The sequence below is a fragment of the Bacillus sp. FSL W8-1127 genome (assembly GCF_038006725.1).
Taxonomy (GTDB): domain Bacteria; phylum Bacillota; class Bacilli; order Bacillales; family DSM-4216; genus Bacillus_O; species Bacillus_O smithii.
In genome coordinates, this window is the sequence record NZ_JBBOVU010000001.1 from 1352252 (window position 1) to 1373271 (window position 21020).

The following is a 21020-nucleotide window of genomic DNA, read 5'->3' on the forward strand; positions in this document are numbered from 1 at the left end:
ACAACTTTGACCAACTATTTTTCTTGAGCGATCCGTTGGCTTTAAAAGTCTTACCTGTAAGAAAATCATTTTGAGTAAGGAGGAATGCAATGGCTAATGGAAAAATTATTAAAGCGCTGAGCGGATTTTATTATGTATTAGATGGAGAAAAAGTGGTTCGATGCCGAGGAAGAGGGGTGTTTCGAAAACAAAAAATTTCCCCTCTTGTCGGTGATTATGTGGAATATCAGTTGGAAAGCAATCAGGAAGGATATATTTTAAGCATAGAGAAGCGCAAAAATGAGCTGATCCGTCCGCCCATTGCGAACGTAGACCAAGCCATTTTGGTTTTTTCAGTGGCGCGTCCCAATTTTCATCTCGGGCTTTTGGACCGTTTCCTTGTGTTAATCGAATCTAAAGCGATCACACCGATCATATGCCTCACAAAAATGGATTTGCTTTCGCCGGAAGACGAACAAAAAATCCACTCATACTGTGAGGATTACAGGGAAATCGGCTATCAAGTCATTACCACATCTGTTAAAAACGGGAGCGGCTTAGATCAAATTCGTGCTGTTTTGCAAGAGAAAACATCGGTGTTTGCTGGACAATCTGGTGTCGGTAAATCTTCGCTTTTGAATGCATTGCGTCCAGACTTACAATTAGAGACGAAAGATATTTCCGATTCGCTGGGAAGGGGAAAACATACCACTCGCCATGTGGAATTGATTGAAATAGATAATGGTCTTGTGGCCGATACTCCTGGTTTTAGCTCCCTTGAATTAGGAGACTTGGACCTTGATGAATTGTCGTCTTGTTTTCCGGAAATTCATCAACTAAGTCAATATTGCAAGTTCCGAGGGTGTCGTCATTTGAATGAACCAAAATGTGCAGTGAGAGAAGCGGTGGAAATGAAGAAAATTCCCGCTTATCGTTATGATCATTACCAACAGTTTTTAGTTGAAATAAAAGAGAGAAAGCCGAGGTATTGATGGACTATGATCAAAATTGCACCTTCCATCCTTTCCGCCAATTTTTCGAAATTAGGGGAAGAAGTGAAAGAAGTTGAAAAAGGCGGGGCCGACTACATTCATGTGGATGTGATGGATGGACATTTTGTCCCTAACATTACGATGGGACCGTTGATTGTCGAAGCCGTCCGACCTGTTACGAAGCTGCCGCTGGATGTCCACTTAATGATTGAAAACCCGGATGCTTATATTGACACATTTGCCAAAGCAGGTGCTGATTATATTACGGTCCATGTGGAAGCGTGTCCGCATCTTCATCGCACGATTCAACACATCCGTTCGCTGCGAGTAAAGGCAGGTGTAGCGGTCAATCCGGCTACCCCTGTAGAAATGATCCGTCATGTGCTAAATGACGTTGATTTAGTTCTCGTCATGACCGTCAATCCTGGATTTGGCGGACAAACCTTTATCGATACTGTTCTTCCGAAAATTCGTCAAGTGCGGCAATTAGTGAGTGAAAACGGTCTTGATGTCGAAATTGAAGTGGATGGCGGTATCAACGCAGAAACAGCAAAATTATGCGTCGATGCCGGCGCGAACGTGTTAGTGGCCGGCTCAGCCATTTTTAATCAGGAAGATCGCCAAAAAGCGATCAGCTTGATCCGTAAACGACTGGAACAATAATGGATAAAGGATATTGTTGTATCCTCCATCTTTATACTCTTACACAATAGTTTCATAGAAAAGGCGGAGGACCTCCCTCCCTTTTTTTAATGGTTGATTCGCTAAGAAGAGGGAAAAAATATTTGCACATTAGGCGTTTCCCGTTTGGAAAAGTTTAAAATCAGTACTCATTGCTATAGATGCATTCATGGGAATCGATAGGAGGAATATGGATGAATGTGGGCATTGTGGCAGGCGGTCCCCGTATATGTATACCGGATTTAAAAGCGTTTGATGGACAAGAGATGTATTGGATCGGGGTCGATAAAGGCGTGCAATATTTGCTGGATGAACAAATTGTGCCTGATCTCGCTGTAGGTGATTTTGATTCCATTCGAGAGAGCGAATGGAAGCGAATAAAGGAAAAAGTGCGAAATATTAAAAAATACAGACCGGAAAAAGATGAAACCGATATGGAGCTAGCCATCGAATACGGTGTAAAGCAAAATCCAAACACCATCTCTCTGTTTGGCGCCACCGGCGGGAGGCTGGATCATTTTTTGGCTAATATCAGTTTGCTTGTGAATGAGAAATGGAGCAAAAGCTCTATAGATTTTAAGATCATCGATCGCCAAAATATCATCTCGGTTCATCGTCCGAAAAAATATGAAATACGAAAACTTCCTGATAAGCCATATGTTTCTTTTCTTCCTGTGAACGGCCATGTTGAAGGATTAACGCTTACAGGGTTTAAATATCCTTTACATAATTATACGGCAATATTTGGATCGACTCGATGCATAAGCAATGAACTGATTGAAGAAAAAGGTACTTTTTCCTTTACAAGCGGCATATTAATGATGGTAAGAAGTTCCGATGAAATGCCAATCAGTCCGGCACGTTAGGACGATACGTACTTATTTCCTTTGTTTGAATATAATATGGCGAATAGACCATTATCATCCTTCAGATGAATGGGGAGGGACATGGAATGAAATTTTATACGATTAAATTGCCTAGATTTTTAGGCGGAATTGTCCGGGCAATGCTTGGTACCTTTAAAAAAGGATAAAGAGAAAAGAGAAATGGTTTCCAAGGGGCTGACGTCGGGCGGAAGGCCAGATTTTTCAGCATGCTATGAACTGCCCAGCGTAGCGTGTCTTGAGTGATTGAGTGAGTCAGGCCTTTGGACTCACCCCCCTTTTCATGAGACATAAATGGGTGAAAGCGTAAAAAAGAGAAACGAGAGGAAAGCGAAAATGGTCACCTGAAATGGCCGTTGAAGTGAAAATGGAATGGCTGCAGATCATTCATTATATTATATGACGGGATAAAAAACAAGCACCCGAGAGTGGGTGCTTATTGTCATTATACACGTTCAACTTTTCCGGATTTTAAAGCTCTTGCAGAAACCCAAACCCGTTTTGGCTTACCGTTAACTAGAATGCGCACTTTTTGTAAGTTTGCTCCCCAAGTACGCTTGTTGGCATTCATAGCGTGGGAACGTCTATTTCCGGTACGCGTTCTGCGACCAGTAATCACGCATTGTTTTGCCATTTGATTCCCTCCTAACTGCAGAAGCTGAAAATGTTCAATTTCATTACTTCCTTATCTTCAAACAGACACTAATATAATTTAACATAGAATATTGGTTAATGCAATATCAGGAAGGGAAAAGACACCGATGAATCTCTGGCTTTTTAGCTATTAAGATGTAAAAAATGACCAAATCATGGGAGGCAAAGCTTTTGTTCACAGTTAAAATGGATTTTGAAGGATTAAACAGCTGTCTGTTGTACTCATGCACAAAATTTGATGTTCAATAGAAGCCATCTGGCTGTACGTTCATTGATCTGTATGATAGAAAAGGAAGGAAAAGCAAGAATGAAAGAGTCATTTCTCATCTCTTCTTGTAATAAAATAAGTTGGGTTTGGTTGATTCACAAGGACAGAAGGGAAGAGGACTTATTTTTAATATGATAGGAATTTACGAATAGGAGACAAAAACTGGAACAAAATATCTTTCAAGAAAAACACCTTGACGCTGATCGATTAATTTGGAATGATAAGAACGGAAGGTTCACTTTTAAAAAGCCCCTATGTATAGTAAAATGTTTGTAACAAAGGAAGAATTCGATAAGGAGGGCTCTTTTCATGTCGATTGAGCTGAAAACGAAGTATGGAACGGTAGATATTTCTAATGAAGTCATTGCCACTATTGCCGGTGGAGCTGCTGTAGATTGTTACGGCATAGTGGGTATGGCGTCCAAAAATCAACTGAAAGATGGATTAACGGAAATTTTGAGACGAGAAAATTTCACTCGTGGCGTGATTGTTCGGCAAGAAGGCGATCGGATTCATATCGATATGTACATTATCGTGAGCTATGGAACGAAAATTTCCGAAGTGGCCCATAACGTTCAAACGAAAGTAAAATATACACTTGATCAAACGGTTGGGCTGTCAGTTGATACAGTCAATATTTTTATACAAGGTGTCAGGGTGACGAACCCTTAGTGAGGAGGAAAAAATACGTGTCGATAACATCTTTGGATGGTAAGCGTTTTGCGGAAATGATCATTGCCGGTGCCAATAACTTGGCTGCCAATGCACAAATGGTCAATGCATTAAACGTATTCCCTGTTCCTGACGGCGACACGGGAACAAACATGAATTTGTCTATGACTTCCGGAGCTAAGGAAGTTCAAGAACATCTAACAGATCATGTAGGTAAGACTGCGGCTTCCTTTGCAAGAGGATTATTGATGGGAGCGCGCGGCAACTCAGGTGTGATTCTTTCCCAATTATTCCGTGGGTTTGCTAAAGCAATTGAACAAAAAGAATGGATCAATAGCCAAGAATTCGCTAATGCTTTTGAAGCTGGAGTAGATACAGCTTATAAAGCGGTCATGAAGCCGGTAGAAGGAACGATATTAACGGTTGCGAAAGATGCTGCAAAAAAAGCCGTTCTAACGGCTAAGCATGAGCGCGATATTGTGAAAGTGACGGAAGCATTGCTGAAAGAAGCGAAAAGCTCTTTGAAACGAACCCCAGAATTGCTCCCGGTGTTAAAGGAAGTGGGGGTAGTCGACAGCGGAGGACAAGGGCTTGTCCTTGTATATGAAGGATTTTTAGCCGCTTTAAAAGGGGAACAATTACCCGGAACTCCTGCGATTGAACCGACGCTTGACGAACTCGTCAAAGCGGAACATCATAAAGCTCAAAGCTTCATGAAAACAGAAGACATTGTGTATGGATATTGTACGGAGTTTATGGTTCGTTTGGAAAAAGAGAAACTCAAAGATCATCCATTTTCAGAAGAAAAATTCCGGGAAGACCTTAGCCAATTTGGCGATTCTCTGCTTGTTGTTGCAGATGACGAAGTGGCTAAAGTACATATCCATTCGGAACGACCTGGTGAAGTGCTTACATATGGACAGCAATATGGAAGCTTCATTAAAATAAAAATCGAAAACATGCGTGAACAGCATAGTCAAATTGTAGGGGAAACCCACCAACAGCTGCATACGGATATAAAGAAGAAAGAGAAACAGCCGTATGGGATTGTAACGGTTGCCATGGGAGAAGGAATTGCTGAAATGTTCAAGAGCATAGGAGCTTCTGCAGTCATTCCGGGCGGACAAACGATGAATCCAAGTACGGAGGACATCGTCAAAGCGGCGCAGGAAGTTAACGCTGAAAAAGTCATCATTCTCCCGAATAATAAGAACATTATTTTAGCAGCGGAACAGGCAAAAGAAATGATTGATGCAGAAGTAGTAGTGGTCCCTTCGAAATCGGTTCCCCAAGGAATAGCCGCTCTGCTTGCTTTTCGTCCAGACCAAAGTTTGGAGAAAAATCAGGCAGCTATGGCGGAAGCGATGGCTCATGTTAAGACGGGACAAATTACGTATGCCGTTCGAGATACGGCGATTGACGGCATTTCCATTGCTAAAAATGATTTTATGGGCATTTTAGATGGAAAGATTGTAACGACCAGCAAGGATAAAATGGAAGCTGCCATACATTTAATTGAGAATATGGTGGAAGAAGATAGTGAAATTATCACCATTTTTTATGGTGAAGATGTTTCCAAAGAAGAAACAGAAGAACTCGTTGCTTTCATTGAAGAGAAATATGAGGATTTGGAAATAGAAGTTCATAATGGAAAGCAACCGCTTTATTCTTTTATTATTTCGATTGAATAGGAAAAGGAACTAAATCGAATATTGGGAAGTCGACGAATAGAAGGGGATATTCCCCTTCTATTTCGTATGGAAATCATTTTAATTAAAAAAATGATTTCGTTGGGAAAGATGGAATATGGCGGCTGTGTGAAATGGGACTATTGACCCTTTTTGAATTCGATCACGAAACAGAAGGCTTTAGCCAAAGAAAAAAAGTGATAGAAAGGTGCTGCCTCTGTCAAAAGTATCTTTGCCATTCACGATAATAGATAGTCACAGCAGAAGGGGGGTATGCGGTGGCTCTCCTGGTCGGAGATGTCCGTAATAAGGGGGGAGACATCGCAAAATAACCGTGAATAATCTGCTTTCTCGAGACGTTGGTGTTTTAAAAGGGATCGGTAAAGAAACAGCCCATTCGCTTGCGGAAATGAACATTTACTCCATTAAGGACTTATTGGAATATTTTCCTTACAGGTACGAAGATTACCGCTTGAGAGACTTGGCCGATGTCCCTCATGAAGAGAGGGTAACGGTCGAAGGGAAAGTTCACAGTGATCCTTCTGTCATGTATTACGGTCGGAAAAAATCACGTTTAACGTTTAAACTTCTTGTAGATCGCTATTTAGTGACAGCGGTCTTTTTCAATCAGCCCTTTTTAAAGAAAAAAATCAAACTGAACGATACGATCACAGTCACCGGAAAATGGGATCGCCACCGTCAAACGATCACCGTGCAACACTATCATCTCGGTCCCTACTCATATCGCAGCGAATTTGAACCGGTATATTCTTTAAAGGGAAACATCACGTCCAATATGTTGAAAAAATTTATTGCAACCGCCCTTAATGAATATGGAGATTATATTCGAGAAAATCTACCGACCGCATTTCTTGAAAATTATAAATTACCGGGTCGCCGGGAAGCCATTCGGGCGATGCATTTCCCGAAAAACGCGCAGGAATTAAAACAGGCGCGCCGTCGTTTTGTGTACGAGGAATTTCTATACTTCCAATTAAAAATACAGGCGTTGCGAAAATTTGAGAGAGAGCATTCAAAAGGTCAAGAGCAACATTATGATGTGAAAAAACTTAGAGAATTTATTCAACATTTGCCATTTCCTCTGACTAATGCTCAGAAACGTGTGATCAATGAAATTTGCGCCGATTTAAAATCGCCTTACCGTATGAACCGATTGCTTCAAGGAGATGTTGGTTCGGGAAAAACCGTCGTGGCTGCCGTTTGTTTATATGCAACGATTACAGCAGGCAATCAAGGAGCCTTGATGGTGCCTACGGAAATATTGGCGGAACAGCATACGTCGTCTTTACGTGAACTTTTTGAACCTTTTGACGTCACCGTTGAGCTGCTTTCAAGTTCTGTAAAAGGAAAGAAAAGAAAACAGGTGTTGGAACAGCTGGAAAACGGAGACATTGATATTTTAGTAGGTACTCACGCTCTCATACAAGAGGATGTGAATTTCAAACAATTAGGCACGGTCATTACGGATGAACAGCATCGATTCGGAGTTGAGCAGAGAAGAGTGTTGCGGGAAAAAGGAGAAAATCCCGATGTGTTGTTTATGACGGCGACACCGATACCGAGAACGCTGGCGATCACCGCTTTTGGAGAGATGGATGTGTCCGTCATTGATGAAATGCCAAAAGGACGAAAAGCGATTGAAACGTATTGGGCAAAGCATGATATGTTTGAACGTGTTCTAGCCTTTATGGAAAAGGAGCTGCGACGAAATAAGCAGGCATATGTGATCTGCCCGCTGATTGAGGAATCTGAAAAGCTGGACGTGCAAAATGCTATCGATATTCATGCCCAATTAACCCATTATTTTCATAACCGCTACAACATCGGGCTGATGCACGGACGACTAAGTGCCGAGGAGAAAGACCAAGTGATGAATGCATTTAGTCGCAATGAAATTCATGTTCTTGTTTCCACAACTGTTGTCGAGGTCGGAGTGAATGTTCCAAATGCTACCATTATGGTGATTTATGATGCTGATCGATTCGGACTTGCTCAGCTGCATCAATTAAGGGGACGTGTTGGACGAGGAAATGAGCAATCGTATTGTATTCTAATCGCTGATCCTAAAACAGAAGTAGGTAAAGAACGTATGAAAATTATGACGGAAACGAACAACGGGTTTGTTTTAAGCGAAAAAGACTTGGAATTGCGCGGACCGGGAGATTTATTTGGGAAAAAACAAAGCGGGTTGCCAGATTTTAAAGTGGCTGATGTCGTTCATGATTATCGTGCGCTGGAAACAGCCCGGAAAGATGCGGCCGAGCTTATCCAGTCAGATGCTTTTTGGACCACCGAAGAATACGAACCGCTGCGCACGTATTTACAAGAGTCGGGAGTCCTGTCTGGAGAAAAGCTGGATTAACCAAAAAAGAGAGGTCGTTTCCTTCCGCATCCTTTACTCTCACTCGTCGGGAGGAAAGATTTGAATGATTGTCTCGGTTGAGGAAGAAAAACGTTTACAAATTACTGACTGAATGCCAATATGATCTTGCATTCTATATTTTTTGATTATATACTACTGTTAGTACCTAGTACTAATATCGGATGGTGTATAATATGAGATTATCCAAAAAAGAACGACAAAAAAGGCTCCAGGAGACAATTGAAGACAATCCTTTTATCACCGACGAAGAATTAGCAGAACGATTTCGTGTGAGTGTGCAAACCATTCGATTAGATCGTATGGAACTTTCCATCCCGGAGTTGCGGGAACGGATTAAACACGTGGCAGAAGAGCGATTTCGGAACGAAGTCCGTTCTCTCCCGATTGAAGAAGTGATCGGTGATATTGTTGATATAGAACTTGATAAGAGCGCCATCTCCATTTTTGATGTGAAAGAAGAACATGTTTTTAGCAGAAATAAAATTGCCAGAGGCCATCATCTTTTTGCCCAAGCCAATTCGCTTGCAGTCGCTGTGATCAATGATGAGCTTGCTCTTACGGAAAAAGCCAACATTCACTTTACCCGTTCTGTCAAAGAAGGAGAGAGGGTAGTAGCAAAGGCGAAAGTATCAAATCCTCAAACGGAAACGGGAAGAGCGATTGTGAAAGTAAGAAGTTATGTTGGACAAGAGCTGGTATTTTATGGAGAATTTACTATGTTTCGTTCGAAATCAACAACAAAGGATGAAGAACTATGAAAATAGCAGTAGACGCCATGGGCGGTGACAACGCCCCGAAAGAAATAGTGCTGGGAACAAACAGGGCTTTAGAAGAGTTTCCGGATTTAGAAATTGTTTTGTTTGGAAAAGAACAAGAGATTAAACAGTATTTAAAAGCAAGCGATCGAGTGAAAATTGTACATACGGATGAAGTCATTCTGGGGACGGATGAACCCGTAAAAGCAGTTAGAAGGAAAAAAAATTCATCCATGGTTTTAATGGCTGAAGCGGTAAAATCAGGAGAAGCAGATGCGTGCGTGTCTGCCGGAAACACAGGGGCTTTAATGGCCACGGGACTGTTCGTGGTTGGAAGAATTCCGGGAATTTCCCGTCCGGCTCTCGCCATCACGTTGCCGACAGTTGACGGAAAAGGCTTTTTAATGCTTGACTTGGGAGCCAATGCTGAAGCAAAACCGGAGAACTTGCTTCAATATGCTTTGATGGGGACGATATACTCTGAAAAAGTTCGGGGAATATCCCGTCCGCGGGTAGGACTTTTGAATATTGGAACCGAAGAGAAAAAAGGAAATGAACTGACGAAATCGACATTTGATCTATTGTCCCATACAAATCTCAACTTTACGGGCAATGTGGAAGCAAGAGATTTGCTTCAGGGGGCAGCGGATGTCGTTGTGACAGACGGATTTACCGGAAATATGGTGTTAAAAACAATCGAAGGAACGGCTCTTTCTGTTTTTTCTATGATAAAAGAAGTCATGCTGTCGTCATGGAAAACAAAATTGGGAGCTAGCTTGATGAAATCGGAATTATCAGGGCTGAAAAAGAAAATGGATTATTCGGAATATGGAGGCGCCGGGCTCCTTGGGTTGAAAGCACCAGTCATTAAGGCTCATGGATCTTCCAACGCCACAGCTTTTTATAACGCCCTTCGCCAGGCGCGGGAAATGGTCAAATACAACATAACCGGAATTGTGAAGGAAGAAGCGGAAAAACTGCAAAATCAAGAAGCGTAAGGAGAGACAAGAATGGGAAAAATAGCCTTTGTATTTCCTGGACAAGGATCACAAACAGTTGGCATGGGGAAGGAATTGGCACAACAAGATCAGGAAGCTGCCGCCCTTTTCGCTAAAGCAGATGAAAAACTTGGTTACTCGTTAAGCGATATTATGTTCAATGGTCCTCAAGAGACGCTCACACTGACGTACAATGCTCAGCCGGCTTTATTGACTGTAAGTTCGGCGCTAGTGAACAGGCTCAATAAAGAGGGAATTCATGCCGATTATGCCGCTGGACACAGTCTGGGAGAATATTCTGCGTTGACTTATGCCGGAGCTCTCCGTTTCGAAGATGCCGTTTATACTGTGCACATGCGTGGACGTTATATGGAAGAAGCAGTTCCGGCAGGTGTAGGGACAATGGCTGCCGTGTTGGGCATGGAGCGTGAAGAACTGCTGAAAGTGACGGAAGAAGTATCGCAAGGCGGGGATAGTGTCCAATTAGCCAATTTGAACTGTCCTGGGCAAATTGTCATATCGGGGACAAAAAAAGGCGTCGAAACAGCTGGAGAACTGGCCAAGGAACGTGGAGCTAAAAGAGTCATTCCACTGCAAGTGAGCGGGCCGTTCCATTCTAGTTTAATGAAGCCTGCTACAGAAAAACTGGAAAAAGTGTTGGATCAAATAGAGATTCATGACTGCAAAGTCCCGGTAGTCGCCAATGTGGACGCCCGTCCGGTTCAACTTGCCAGCGATATTCGTGCTAAGCTGTTGGAACAGCTTTATTCTCCTGTATTGTGGGAAGATACCATTCAAACACTTTTGGAGCTGGGGGTTGATACTTTTATTGAAATTGGGCCGGGAAAAGTACTGTCTGGTTTGATTAAAAAAGTGAACCGCCGAGTTCGTACATTCGCCGTTTCGGACGAAGAATCGATTCGGTCCACCGTTCAAGAACTGAAGGAGGGAACAGTGTGAGATTAGAAGGAAAAGTGGCCCTTGTGACAGGGGCTTCAAGAGGAATCGGCCGGGAAATTGCACTTGAGTTTGCAAGAGAAGGAGCCGATGTAGCTGTTAATTACGCTGGCAGTGAAGAAAAAGCCCGTGAAGTAGCCGAAGAAATTAAAGCAATGGGAAGAAAAGCACTCCTTGTTCAATGTGATGTTTCGGATAGTCAAGCTGTTCAAGATATGATAAAATCAGTTGTCGATTACTTTGGTGGTTTAGATATCCTTGTCAATAACGCTGGTATTACGAGAGATAATTTGATTTTGAGAATGAAAGAAGAGGAATGGGATGCTGTCATCAACACGAACTTAAAAGGTGTCTTTTTATGTACAAAGGCAGCAGCACGGGCCATGATGAAGAAAAGAAGTGGTCGCATTATCAATATTTCCTCTATTGTCGGGATTACTGGAAATCCAGGTCAAGCGAATTATGTGGCAGCCAAGTCAGGGGTAATCGGTTTAACCAAAACCACCGCGAAGGAGTTTGCTTCGAGGGGAATTACGGTCAATGCGATCGCGCCTGGATTTATATCTACTGATATGACAGAAGACCTGCCAGAAGAAGTAAAAGAAGCCATGATCAAACAAGTTCCTCTTGCTCGAATAGGGGAGCCGAAAGAGATTGCAAGAGTGGCCTTATTTTTGGCGTCGCCTGATTCCAGTTATATGACTGGGCAAATATTGCGGGTTGACGGTGGAATGGGCATGTGATATAAGAGTTAAGTCGAAGTATTTGAGGGGAGGTGAGTAGAATGGACGACGTTTTAGAGCGTGTAACTAAAATTGTTGTGGACCGCCTAGGAGTGGAAGCATCTCAAGTGACGCTTGATGCTTCTTTTAAAGAAGACCTTGGTGCTGATTCTCTTGACGTAGTAGAACTTGTCATGGAATTGGAAGATGAATTTGAAATGGAAATTTCTGACGAAGAAGCTGAAAAAATCGTAACAGTCGGTGATGCTGTTAATTACATAAAAAGTAAACAATAATCGTCAGAAGTTTAAAGCGGTCGCTCGTCCTTCCAAAGGAGGCGGCTGCTTTTTTTTGTAAGAATCTTTGTTTCAAACACATTTATTCCCATATACGATTTTTTCTAATCCTCCAGTATACATATCGCTAATGGCAATTGTTTAACGGAAGAAATGACATTTCACATTCCATTCGTCAGAACACATGAAGGATCACTACGATGATCGTCTTTCCAAAACAAATGATTGAATGTCCATGACCATAATGCTCGAAAAGTTCAACTAGTCATCAGTTTTTTCATTAACTCTGATGAAAGTTGCACTTTTACACTGATTATTTCAGAAGGCTCTGTGCCGAAAAGAAAATTGGGAAAACATTTTGCGCTGAAAGGATATTTCGTCTAAACTTGTTATGTGAGTGAAGATGGAGGCATTCAGACTAAGAAGTTTTTCATTTTATGCTAGTGGAGGAACTTTGTAATGAGGAAACAATCCAAAGAAGACAAGAGAATAGAAGAGCAGCGATTTCGGCAGCTGCAAGAGAAGCTTGAAATTGATTTTCATGATCAAAGCCTTTTAATGCAAGCCTTTACCCATTCATCTTATGTGAATGAGCATCGAAAAAAGCCACACGATGATAACGAAAGGTTGGAGTTTTTAGGAGATGCAGTGCTGGAACTGACGGTATCCAATTATTTATTCAACAAATATCCTTTCATGAGCGAAGGTGAATTAACAAAGCTGCGTGCGGCGGTTGTATGTGAACCTTCCCTTGTCGGATTCTCCAACGAACTGCAATTCGGTCAATACATTCGATTGGGAAAAGGAGAAGAGATGACTGGAGGACGAACGCGGCCTGCTTTGCTCGCTGATGTGTTTGAAGCGTTCATAGGGGCTCTTTATCTTGATCAAGGATTAGAGGCTGTTGTCCAGTTTTTGGAAAAAATCGTGTTTCCTAAAATCGATGCCGGTGCTTTTTCTCATGTGATGGATTTTAAAACTCAGCTTCAGGAAATGGTTCAAAGGGACGGAAACGGTATTTTAACGTATCGTATACTGCAAGAAAAAGGACCTGCCCATCATCGGGAATTTGTTTCTGAAGTTGCCTTAAACGGTCAGGTTCTCGGCGTAGGGACAGGGCGGTCCAAGAAAGAAGCGGAGCAGCGTGCCGCCGAACAAGCATTGTCTAAACTAAAACAAAATCAGAAATGACAGGGGGAAAATAAATGTTCCTCAAACGATTGGAGATCGTTGGCTTTAAATCGTTTGCTGACAGAATCACCATTGATTTTGTTCCTGGTATAACAGCAGTGGTTGGGCCAAACGGGTCGGGGAAAAGCAATATTACCGATGCCGTCAGGTGGGTATTAGGAGAGCATTCTGCAAAGTCGCTCCGCGGATCAAAGATGGAAGATGTTATTTTTGCTGGAAGTGATACCCGAAAAGCCTTAAATTTTGCGGAAGTTACGTTAGTTCTCGATAATGAAGATGAATTTTTGCCGCTGGAATATAATGAAATCAGTGTCACTAGAAGGGTGACTCGATCTGGTGAAAGCGAGTTTTTTATTAACAAACAGCCATGCCGATTGAGAGACATTGTCGAGTTGTTCATGGATTCCGGTCTTGGCAGGGAAGCTTTTTCTATGATAGGACAGGGCCGCGTAGAAGAAATTTTGAACAGCAAGCCGGAAGACAGACGAAGCATTTTTGAAGAAGCAGCGGGAGTGTTGAAATACAAAACGCGCAAAAAAAAGGCAGAGGCCAGATTGGCTGAAACAGAAGAAAATCTGAACAGGGTCAATGACATTTTGCACGAACTGGAACACCAAGTAGAGCCGCTCAAAATTCAAGCTTCTATCGCCAAAGATTATCTTCAGAAAAAAGAGGATTTAGAAAAGGTGGAAGTGGCTTGCATCGTTTATGAGATTGAAGAATTACATAAGCGATGGGAAAAATTGAGCAGCGAGCTGGATAGTCATAAAAAAGATGAAATGGCTCGATCGGCCGAAATTCAAAAAAAGGAAGCTAGGCTTGCGGAGTTGAGGGATCGGCTGACGGCATTGGATGAATCCATTAGTGATTTGCAAAATGTTTTGTTGGCGGCCAGTGAAGAATTGGAGAAACTGGAAGGGCAAAAAAAGGTATTAATAGAAAGAAAGAAAAATGCGGCTCAAAACGAAAGCCAATTAAGGCAAAATGTTATCGAACTTATAGAACGTCTTCAATCTTTGCAAAACGAAAAAGAGCTTCTTAAACAAGAAACGGAAAACTGTAAAGAGGAAGCGCTCGCCTTAAAACAATCACTCGCTGATAAACAAAAACAATTAAACGAGCTGGCCGACGACGTAGACGAACGGATTGATTCATTAAAAACCGATTATATCGATCATTTAAACAATCAAGCGTCTATCAAAAATGAGCTGCAGTACATTGAACAGCAATGGCAGCAATATGAAGCTCGCCAACAAAGGCTGACGAAGGAAAACGAAAAATATTTAAGCTCTCGTACTGAATTTGAAAACGAAAGAAAATATTTAGAAAACGAGTTGAAACGAATTGAACTTGAGTTGAATCAGCACATTCATTCTTTCCAAACGGAAAAACGAACGCTTGAAGCACAGAAACAAAAATATGCGAAATTGGAATCGAATTTATATCAAGCCTATAAAATTCTGCAGCAAGCCAAGTCTCGTAAAGAAATGCTCGAAACGATGGAAGAAGAGTATGCCGGCTTTTTCCAAGGCGTAAAAGAAGTTTTGAAAGCTAAAAATTCGGTTCTTCATGGAATTGAAGGAGCGGTGGCTGAACTGATTGAAGTCCCGAAAGAATTGGAAAGGGCCATCGAGACAGCTCTCGGCAGTGCCACGCAGCACATCGTGACGGTGGACGAGCGTTCTGCCCGTGAAGCTATCGGCTTTTTGAAGAAGCATCATTACGGCAGGGCGACTTTTTTGCCGTTGAATATCATAAAAGGCAAATCGATTTCCAATGACCTGATTGCATTGCTGCGATCGGATAGCCGTTTTGTCGGAATTGCGGCAGAATTGATTCGTTGTGAAGATAAATATCGTGACATCATTTCCAATTTGTTAGGAAATGTTGTGATCACAACGGATTTAAAAGCAGCTAATGATCTGGCTAAAAAACTTGGATACCGATTGCGGATGGTAACGCTTGATGGCGATGTCGTCAACCCCGGAGGTTCCATGACAGGAGGAGCGGTTAAACAAAAGAATGCTTCCATTTTAAGCCGCAAAAATGAGCTGGAATCTTTAAAGCAGGAAATCGAAATCATGGAACAAAAAACAATGGAGGCGGAAAAAAAGGTAAAGGAATTAAAATCGGAAATCCAATCCCGCGAAGCTCATTTGGAAGAAATGCGAAAAGATGGGGAAAAGCTTCGTTTGCAGCAGCAAGAATGGAAAGCCAAATGGCGTGAAAACGAAATGGCCTTTGAGAATCTAAATGAAAAACTGGCCGTGTACGATTTGGAAAAATCGGAATACGAGCGGGAAAAACAAGCGTTGACAGAGCGAAAAGAGCCTTTGCTTCGATCTCTTGAAAATACAGAATCTGCGTTGAAGAAAATCAATGCTGAATTAGAACGTCTGACAGAGCAGAAATATCATGAGAAAGAATCAAAAGAAAAACTGCAAAGTGAAATCAGCGATTTGAAAGCATTATTGGCGGTTAAAAATGAGCAGCTTAACGCACGCAAAAAAGAACTTCAAAGAGTAGAAACGGAGATTGAGGCAGCGTCCAACAAACAAAAGCAATTGGAAAACGATTTGAACGATTTGCAGTCCGAAATGGTGAACAGTGAAGACGGGGAATTTCAAGTGGAAGCAGCTGCTAAGCAAAAATCCCAAGATAAGGAAGAGACAGCACGTCTCATCTCATTGAGAAGGGAAGAACGATTCAAGCTTCAGCAAATCATTGAAGATGAAGAACTTGAATTAAAAGAATTAAAACGAATTCATAAAGGTCTTGTCGAAGTCGTTCAAGATGAAGAAGTAAAGATTAATCGTTTGGATGTCGAACTAGAAAACCGTCTTTCCGTTTTAAATCAAGAATACAAGCTTACATTTGAAGCGGCAAAAGAACATTATCCGCTTACGATTCCCATTGAAGAAGCTCGCAAGCAATTAAAACTAATCAAATTGGCGATTGAGGAATTAGGGACGGTCAATTTGGGAGCGATAGATGAGTATAAGCGGATTTCCGAACGTTATTCCTTTTTGTTGGAACAAAAAAATGATCTTCAAGAAGCGAAAGAAACACTCTATCGTGTGATCTCCGAGATGGATGAAGAAATGGCTCGACGTTTCGAAGAGACCTTCACTGCTGTACGTAAACAATTTGGATCGGTTTTTTCTCAATTGTTTGGTGGAGGAAGAGCTGAATTAAAATTAACAGATCCTGATCATATGTTGACTACCGGTATTGAAATAATTGCTCAGCCTCCAGGAAAAAAACTGCAAAATTTGGGGCTTCTCTCCGGCGGAGAACGGGCGCTTACGGCCATTGCATTACTCTTTTCGATTTTAAAAGTACGTCCTGTTCCATTTTGCATTATGGACGAAGTAGAAGCAGCGCTTGACGAAGCCAATGTCTATCGCTTCAGCCGTTATTTAAAGCAATTCAGCGAAGAAACACAGTTTATTGTCATCACTCACCGAAAAGGTACAATGGAAGAAGCCGATGTGCTGTATGGAGTCACAATGCAAGAATCAGGCGTATCAAAGCTGGTTTCCGTCCGGTTGGAAGAAACGAAGGAATTGTTAAAAGTGTAAGAAACACTTTTTCTTGCTGTTTCATTTTGAACTTTTTCTTTTAAGAATCAAGCAATCTTCTGTTTAAGTTCAAATTTGATCTTTATTCAGAATGCGAAGGCTTGTTTTAAAGAAAAAATGAAGTGCAAAGACTCTGGTAGTATGAGTAAAGGAAGTGAAATGATGAGCTTTTTTCAAAAACTAAAATCAAAATTTACGAAATCAACGGATACTGTAACAGAAAAATTCAAGAGCGGTTTGTCGAAAACAAGAAGTGGATTTTCGAGTAAAATCAACGACTTGATCGCCCGCTATCGAAAAGTGGACGAGGAGTTTTTTGAGGAATTGGAAGAAATTATGATCAGTGCCGATGTCGGTGTTCAAACCGTGATGGAACTGGTGGAAGAGCTGAAAATGGAGGCCAAACGCCGGAAAATTCAAGACTCTGCTGAATTGCAAGATGTGATTGTGGAAAAACTCGTGGAGATTTATCAAGGGGGAGATGAAACCCTTCATGAACTCAATCTCCAGGAAAACAGTCTGACAGTTATTTTATTTGTCGGCGTGAACGGGGTCGGCAAAACGACAACGATAGGGAAGCTGGCCCATAAATTTAAAAATGAAGGAAAATCAGTGCTTCTGGCTGCAGGCGATACGTTCCGCGCCGGAGCCATTGAACAATTGGAAGTATGGGGGGAAAGGGTCGGAGTCGATGTGATCAAACAGACTGAAGGTTCGGACCCCGCTGCTGTCATGTTTGACGCCATCAAAGCAGCAAAAGCGAGAAAAGTAGACGTTCTCCTTTGCGATACGGCTGGACGCCTGCAAAATAAAGTGAACTTGATGAAAGAATTAGAAAAAGTGAAACGCGTGATCGAAAGGGAAGTGCCCGGGGCTCCTCATGAAGTGCTTCTCGTTTTAGATGCCACAACCGGCCAAAATGCACTGATCCAAGCAAAAACCTTTAAAGAAGCTACCCAAGTCACAGGAATTGTGTTGACCAAGCTGGATGGCACGGCGAAAGGGGGCATCGTGCTGGCGATACGAAATGAATTGCAAATTCCGGTAAAATTTGTTGGACTTGGTGAAAAAATGGATGATTTGCAGGAGTTTGATGTTGAAAAGTATGTATACGGATTATTTTCCGACCTTATGAAAGAGGATTCCACCAACTGACGTTTTGGGGGAGAGGCAGGAATAAAGGCTTCTTCTAATACCGTTTGAGCCGCAGCTGGGACTATCCGGTCAGATGGAAATAAACAGTCTATGGCTCAAACGGTTTTTCACTTTTGAAATAAGGGGAATGGGAGCTCCATGAGTTCCTTTATCGCCAAAAAGCGCTTTATATTCTGTCGTCAGGCACATGCAAGGGAATTTCCTTGACATTTGAAGTCATTCAAAGTACACTGAAATAGTGTAAAGGAATTCCACTTAACAACGAAAAGAGGGGAATGGCATGCTGGAAAAAACAACGAGAATGAATTTCTTGTATGATTTTTATCAATCGTTGTTGACTCCAAAGCAGCGTAATTATATGGCCCTCTATTACCTCGATGATTACTCGTTGGGGGAAATAGCAGAAGAATATGGTATAAGCCGTCAAGCGGTTTATGATAACATTAAACGGACAGAAGCCATGCTGGAAGAATATGAAGAAAAATTGTCTTTATTCAAAAAGTTTCAAATGAGGACTGAACTGTTTCAACAATTAAAGAATGCCATCTCTTCTGACAACCATTCAAAAGAGCAGTTGCTCGAGTTGGTGGAACAATTGGAGAGGTTGGAGTAGATTTTTTATAAAGAAAGGAGGCGGCAGCATTGGCTTTTGAAGGATTGGCCGAGCGTTTGCAAAACACCATTCAAAAAATCCGCGGCAAAGGAAAAGTATCCGAAGCGGATGTGAAAGAGATGATGAGAGAAGTTCGTTTAGCGCTTTTGGAAGCAGACGTCAACTTTAAAGTTGTAAAGGACTTTGTAAAAAAAGTGAGCGAACGCGCCGTTGGCCAAGAAGTGATGAAGAGTCTGACTCCCGGCCAACAAGTCATCAAAGTCGTTAAGGAAGAATTGACCGAGCTGATGGGCGGTGAACAGAGCCTAATTGCCGTTGCGAAGCGCCCTCCGACTGTTGTGATGATGGTCGGGCTCCAAGGAGCGGGGAAAACGACGACAACAGGCAAGCTGGCTAACCTTTTGAGGAAAAAATACAACCGCAAGCCGTTGCTGGTCGCTGCGGATATTTACCGTCCTGCCGCCATCAAGCAGTTGGAAACTCTCGGCAAACAGCTGAATATGCCGGTCTTTTCTCTCGGCGATCAAGTCAGCCCGGTGGAAATTGCCCAAAAGGCGATTGAAAAAGCAAAAGAAGAGCATTATGACTATGTTTTAATTGATACCGCCGGCCGGCTCCATATTGATGAAAATTTGATGGAAGAATTAAAACAAATCCAGTCTTTGACCAAGCCTGAGGAAATTTTTCTTGTCGTCGATGCGATGACGGGACAGGATGCTGTCAATGTCGCTCAAAGCTTTGATGAACAGCTTGGCATCACCGGCGTCATCTTAACCAAGCTGGACGGGGATACGCGCGGAGGGGCTGCCTTATCGATTCGTTCGGTAACCGGTAAGCCCATCAAATTTGCCGGAATGGGCGAGAAAATGGATGCTCTTGAACCTTTCCATCCGGAACGAATGGCATCGCGCATTCTCGGAATGGGAGATGTGCTGACGTTAATTGAAAAAGCTCAGGCTTCCGTTGACGAAGAGAAAGCAAAACAGCTTGAACAAAAAATCCGAACGATGTCATTTACACTCGATGATTTTCTTGACCAATTGGGCCAAGTCCGCTCGATGGGTCCACTCGATGAATTATTAAAAATGATCCCCGGAATGAACAGGATCAAAGGGCTGAACAACATTCAAATCGATGAAAAGCAAATCAGCCATGTGGAAGCGATTATTCGCTCAATGACAAAAGAAGAGAAAGAGCATCCGGAAATTATCAACTCCAGTCGAAGAAAACGTATCGCAAAAGGAAGCGGTACAACCATTCAAGAAGTCAATCGGCTGTTGAAACAATTTGAAGAAATGAAAAAAATGATGAAACAAATGACCAGCATGCAAAAAGGAAAGAAAAAGGGCTTCAAATTCCCTTTTATGTAACGCGATGAGCGGCCCGTCATTGTTTCACCCTTTTCATGTGAAATCTATGATGTTTTACTTTTACGGTTCTTGATCTAAAAACTTTTCAATTGTAAGTTTTTTGAGGCAATATTCATGTGTTAAGAAAAAACACTTTACAAGCAATAGGATTTTTTGATAACATACTATCTTGTGTGAAACTATTCGGAGGTGCATTAATCATGGCAGTAAAAATTCGTTTAAAACGTATGGGGGCAAAAAAAGCTCCGTTCTATCGTATTGTAGTGGCAGATTCTCGTTTTCCTCGCGATGGCCGTTCTATTGAAACCATCGGAACATACAATCCGTTGACTCAACCGGCTCAAGTCGAAATTAACGAAGAATTGGCGCTTAAATGGTTGCAAAACGGTGCAAAACCGTCTGACACAGTTCGCAACCTTTTCTCTCAAAAAGGAATTATGGAAAAATTCCACAACGCTAAATACGGCAAATAAGAATGATTGAATTCATTCTTGCCGTTGACCAACCTTTCGCGGACCACTCGGAAAAGGCTCCGTGTCGATCCGCGAAGAGAGGTTTCTAGCCTTCCAATGGACCGGCTGATGCCGGAAAAGTGGTTGGAAAATACGGACGTATGGTGAAAACCATTCGGACTGTTCTTTAGGCAGCTAGTGCTGATATAAAGGAAAAAGTATATTTGGAAATTGCCGAAAAAGGGAGGGGAAACCTCCCTTTTTGTATAGGACTCATGGTCAGCCTATTGGGGGCAATCTCGGAGGTGTCCCGATGGAAATTATCCAAAAAGTGGTCGTTAAGCAAGTATTAACGGAAAAAAGCAAAGAGTTGCTACTCCAAAAATACTCGGAAAAAATCGAGCAGCTGGAAAAGGAATGTGCTCAGCTTCAATTTGAGCAAAAAAAGGTAGAAAAAGAAAAAAAATTCTCCCTTGCGCAAGTTCGTGCCTACTTCGGAAAGGAAATCGACAAACGAAGAGAAAAAATCAAGCAATATGAATTTCAACTTCAACAATTGGATTTATTGCCGCTTGGAAGCGAAATAAAAGAGCAGGAATTGGAGACGATTGTAACAGTGGAAATTGGAGACCGTTGGGATGAAGTGGCAAAAGGGAAAACGATTGTCGTGAAAGACGGAATAATTATTGACATTCGTGAGGGGTGAAA

The 21020-nt window shown here is 42.0% G+C and carries 20 protein-coding genes; 19 read left to right on the forward strand and 1 reads right to left on the reverse strand.

From position 1 onward, the window contains the following. Positions 1-89: 89 nt before the first annotated feature. From rsgA to spoVM, 4 genes are all read left to right on the forward strand, one after another. Positions 90-971, forward strand: coding sequence for a ribosome small subunit-dependent GTPase A (rsgA, locus tag NST12_RS06425; RefSeq protein ID WP_003354533.1), 882 nt, complete (start codon positions 90-92; stop codon positions 969-971). Between the two features lie 6 nt (positions 972-977). Next, the gene (rpe, locus tag NST12_RS06430) at positions 978-1634 is read left to right on the forward strand and encodes a ribulose-phosphate 3-epimerase (RefSeq protein WP_048623133.1); all 657 of its coding nucleotides are present in this window, start codon (positions 978-980) and stop codon (positions 1632-1634) included. A gap of 212 nt (positions 1635-1846) precedes the next feature. Continuing rightward, positions 1847-2518, forward strand: coding sequence for a thiamine diphosphokinase (locus NST12_RS06435; protein WP_048623134.1), 672 nt, complete (start codon positions 1847-1849; stop codon positions 2516-2518). Positions 2519-2604: 86 nt separating this feature from the next. Further along, positions 2605-2685, forward strand: coding sequence for a stage V sporulation protein SpoVM (gene spoVM / locus NST12_RS06440; protein WP_040341495.1), 81 nt, complete (start codon positions 2605-2607; stop codon positions 2683-2685). Between the two features lie 296 nt (positions 2686-2981). On the opposite strand, the gene rpmB is transcribed toward spoVM, so the two are convergent. After that, complete coding sequence (gene rpmB, locus NST12_RS06445; protein ID WP_003354536.1) at positions 2982-3170, reverse strand: 50S ribosomal protein L28; 189 nt, start codon at positions 3168-3170, stop codon at positions 2982-2984. Between the two features lie 597 nt (positions 3171-3767). Here rpmB and NST12_RS06450 point away from each other — a divergent pair. The 15 genes from NST12_RS06450 to NST12_RS06520 all read left to right on the forward strand — a co-directional run bounded on the left by NST12_RS06450 (position 3768) and on the right by NST12_RS06520 (position 21018). Then, positions 3768-4130: an Asp23/Gls24 family envelope stress response protein gene (locus NST12_RS06450; protein WP_003354537.1), complete on the forward strand. Its 363-nt coding sequence runs from the start codon at positions 3768-3770 to the stop codon at positions 4128-4130. A gap of 17 nt (positions 4131-4147) precedes the next feature. Further along, positions 4148-5821 (forward strand): DAK2 domain-containing protein, encoded by a 1674-nt coding sequence (locus NST12_RS06455; RefSeq protein ID WP_341100650.1) that lies wholly within the window; start codon positions 4148-4150, stop codon positions 5819-5821. Between the two features lie 331 nt (positions 5822-6152). Further along, positions 6153-8201: an ATP-dependent DNA helicase RecG gene (recG, locus tag NST12_RS06460; RefSeq protein ID WP_327797893.1), complete on the forward strand. Its 2049-nt coding sequence runs from the start codon at positions 6153-6155 to the stop codon at positions 8199-8201. A 194-nt stretch (positions 8202-8395) separates the two neighbouring features. Next, positions 8396-8980 carry a transcription factor FapR gene (fapR, locus tag NST12_RS06465; RefSeq protein ID WP_048623137.1) on the forward strand — a complete coding sequence of 195 codons (585 nt, stop codon included), beginning with the start codon at positions 8396-8398 and terminating at the stop codon, positions 8978-8980. Then, the gene (gene plsX / locus NST12_RS06470; RefSeq protein ID WP_327797892.1) at positions 8977-9975 is read left to right on the forward strand and encodes a phosphate acyltransferase PlsX; all 999 of its coding nucleotides are present in this window, start codon (positions 8977-8979) and stop codon (positions 9973-9975) included. Before fapR ends, plsX begins: the two co-directional genes overlap by 4 nt. Positions 9976-9987: 12 nt before the next feature. After that, complete coding sequence (fabD, locus tag NST12_RS06475; RefSeq protein WP_003354542.1) at positions 9988-10935, forward strand: ACP S-malonyltransferase; 948 nt, start codon at positions 9988-9990, stop codon at positions 10933-10935. Beyond that, positions 10932-11675 (forward strand): 3-oxoacyl-[acyl-carrier-protein] reductase, encoded by a 744-nt coding sequence (fabG, locus tag NST12_RS06480; RefSeq protein ID WP_048623139.1) that lies wholly within the window; start codon positions 10932-10934, stop codon positions 11673-11675. Before fabD ends, fabG begins: the two co-directional genes overlap by 4 nt. 41 nt (positions 11676-11716) lie before the next feature. Then, complete coding sequence (gene acpP / locus NST12_RS06485) at positions 11717-11950, forward strand: acyl carrier protein (RefSeq protein WP_003354545.1); 234 nt, start codon at positions 11717-11719, stop codon at positions 11948-11950. A gap of 459 nt (positions 11951-12409) precedes the next feature. Further along, positions 12410-13141: a ribonuclease III gene (rnc, locus tag NST12_RS06490; protein WP_327797890.1), complete on the forward strand. Its 732-nt coding sequence runs from the start codon at positions 12410-12412 to the stop codon at positions 13139-13141. Positions 13142-13155: 14 nt separating this feature from the next. Continuing rightward, on the forward strand, positions 13156-16722 hold the full coding sequence (smc, locus tag NST12_RS06495) for a chromosome segregation protein SMC (protein ID WP_341100655.1): 3567 nt from the start codon (positions 13156-13158) through the stop codon (positions 16720-16722). Between the two features lie 162 nt (positions 16723-16884). After that, entirely contained in the window at positions 16885-17877 is a 993-nt protein-coding gene (ftsY, locus tag NST12_RS06500) for a signal recognition particle-docking protein FtsY (protein ID WP_040341498.1), read from the forward strand. 280 nt (positions 17878-18157) lie between these two features. Next, on the forward strand, positions 18158-18490 hold the full coding sequence (locus tag NST12_RS06505) for a putative DNA-binding protein (protein ID WP_003354549.1): 333 nt from the start codon (positions 18158-18160) through the stop codon (positions 18488-18490). A gap of 29 nt (positions 18491-18519) precedes the next feature. After that, positions 18520-19860 carry a signal recognition particle protein gene (gene ffh, locus NST12_RS06510; RefSeq protein WP_341100658.1) on the forward strand — a complete coding sequence of 447 codons (1341 nt, stop codon included), beginning with the start codon at positions 18520-18522 and terminating at the stop codon, positions 19858-19860. A gap of 200 nt (positions 19861-20060) precedes the next feature. Continuing rightward, complete coding sequence (rpsP, locus tag NST12_RS06515) at positions 20061-20333, forward strand: 30S ribosomal protein S16 (RefSeq protein ID WP_003354551.1); 273 nt, start codon at positions 20061-20063, stop codon at positions 20331-20333. Between the two features lie 292 nt (positions 20334-20625). Beyond that, complete coding sequence (locus NST12_RS06520; RefSeq protein ID WP_327824465.1) at positions 20626-21018, forward strand: YlqD family protein; 393 nt, start codon at positions 20626-20628, stop codon at positions 21016-21018. Positions 21019-21020 lie beyond the last annotated feature (2 nt).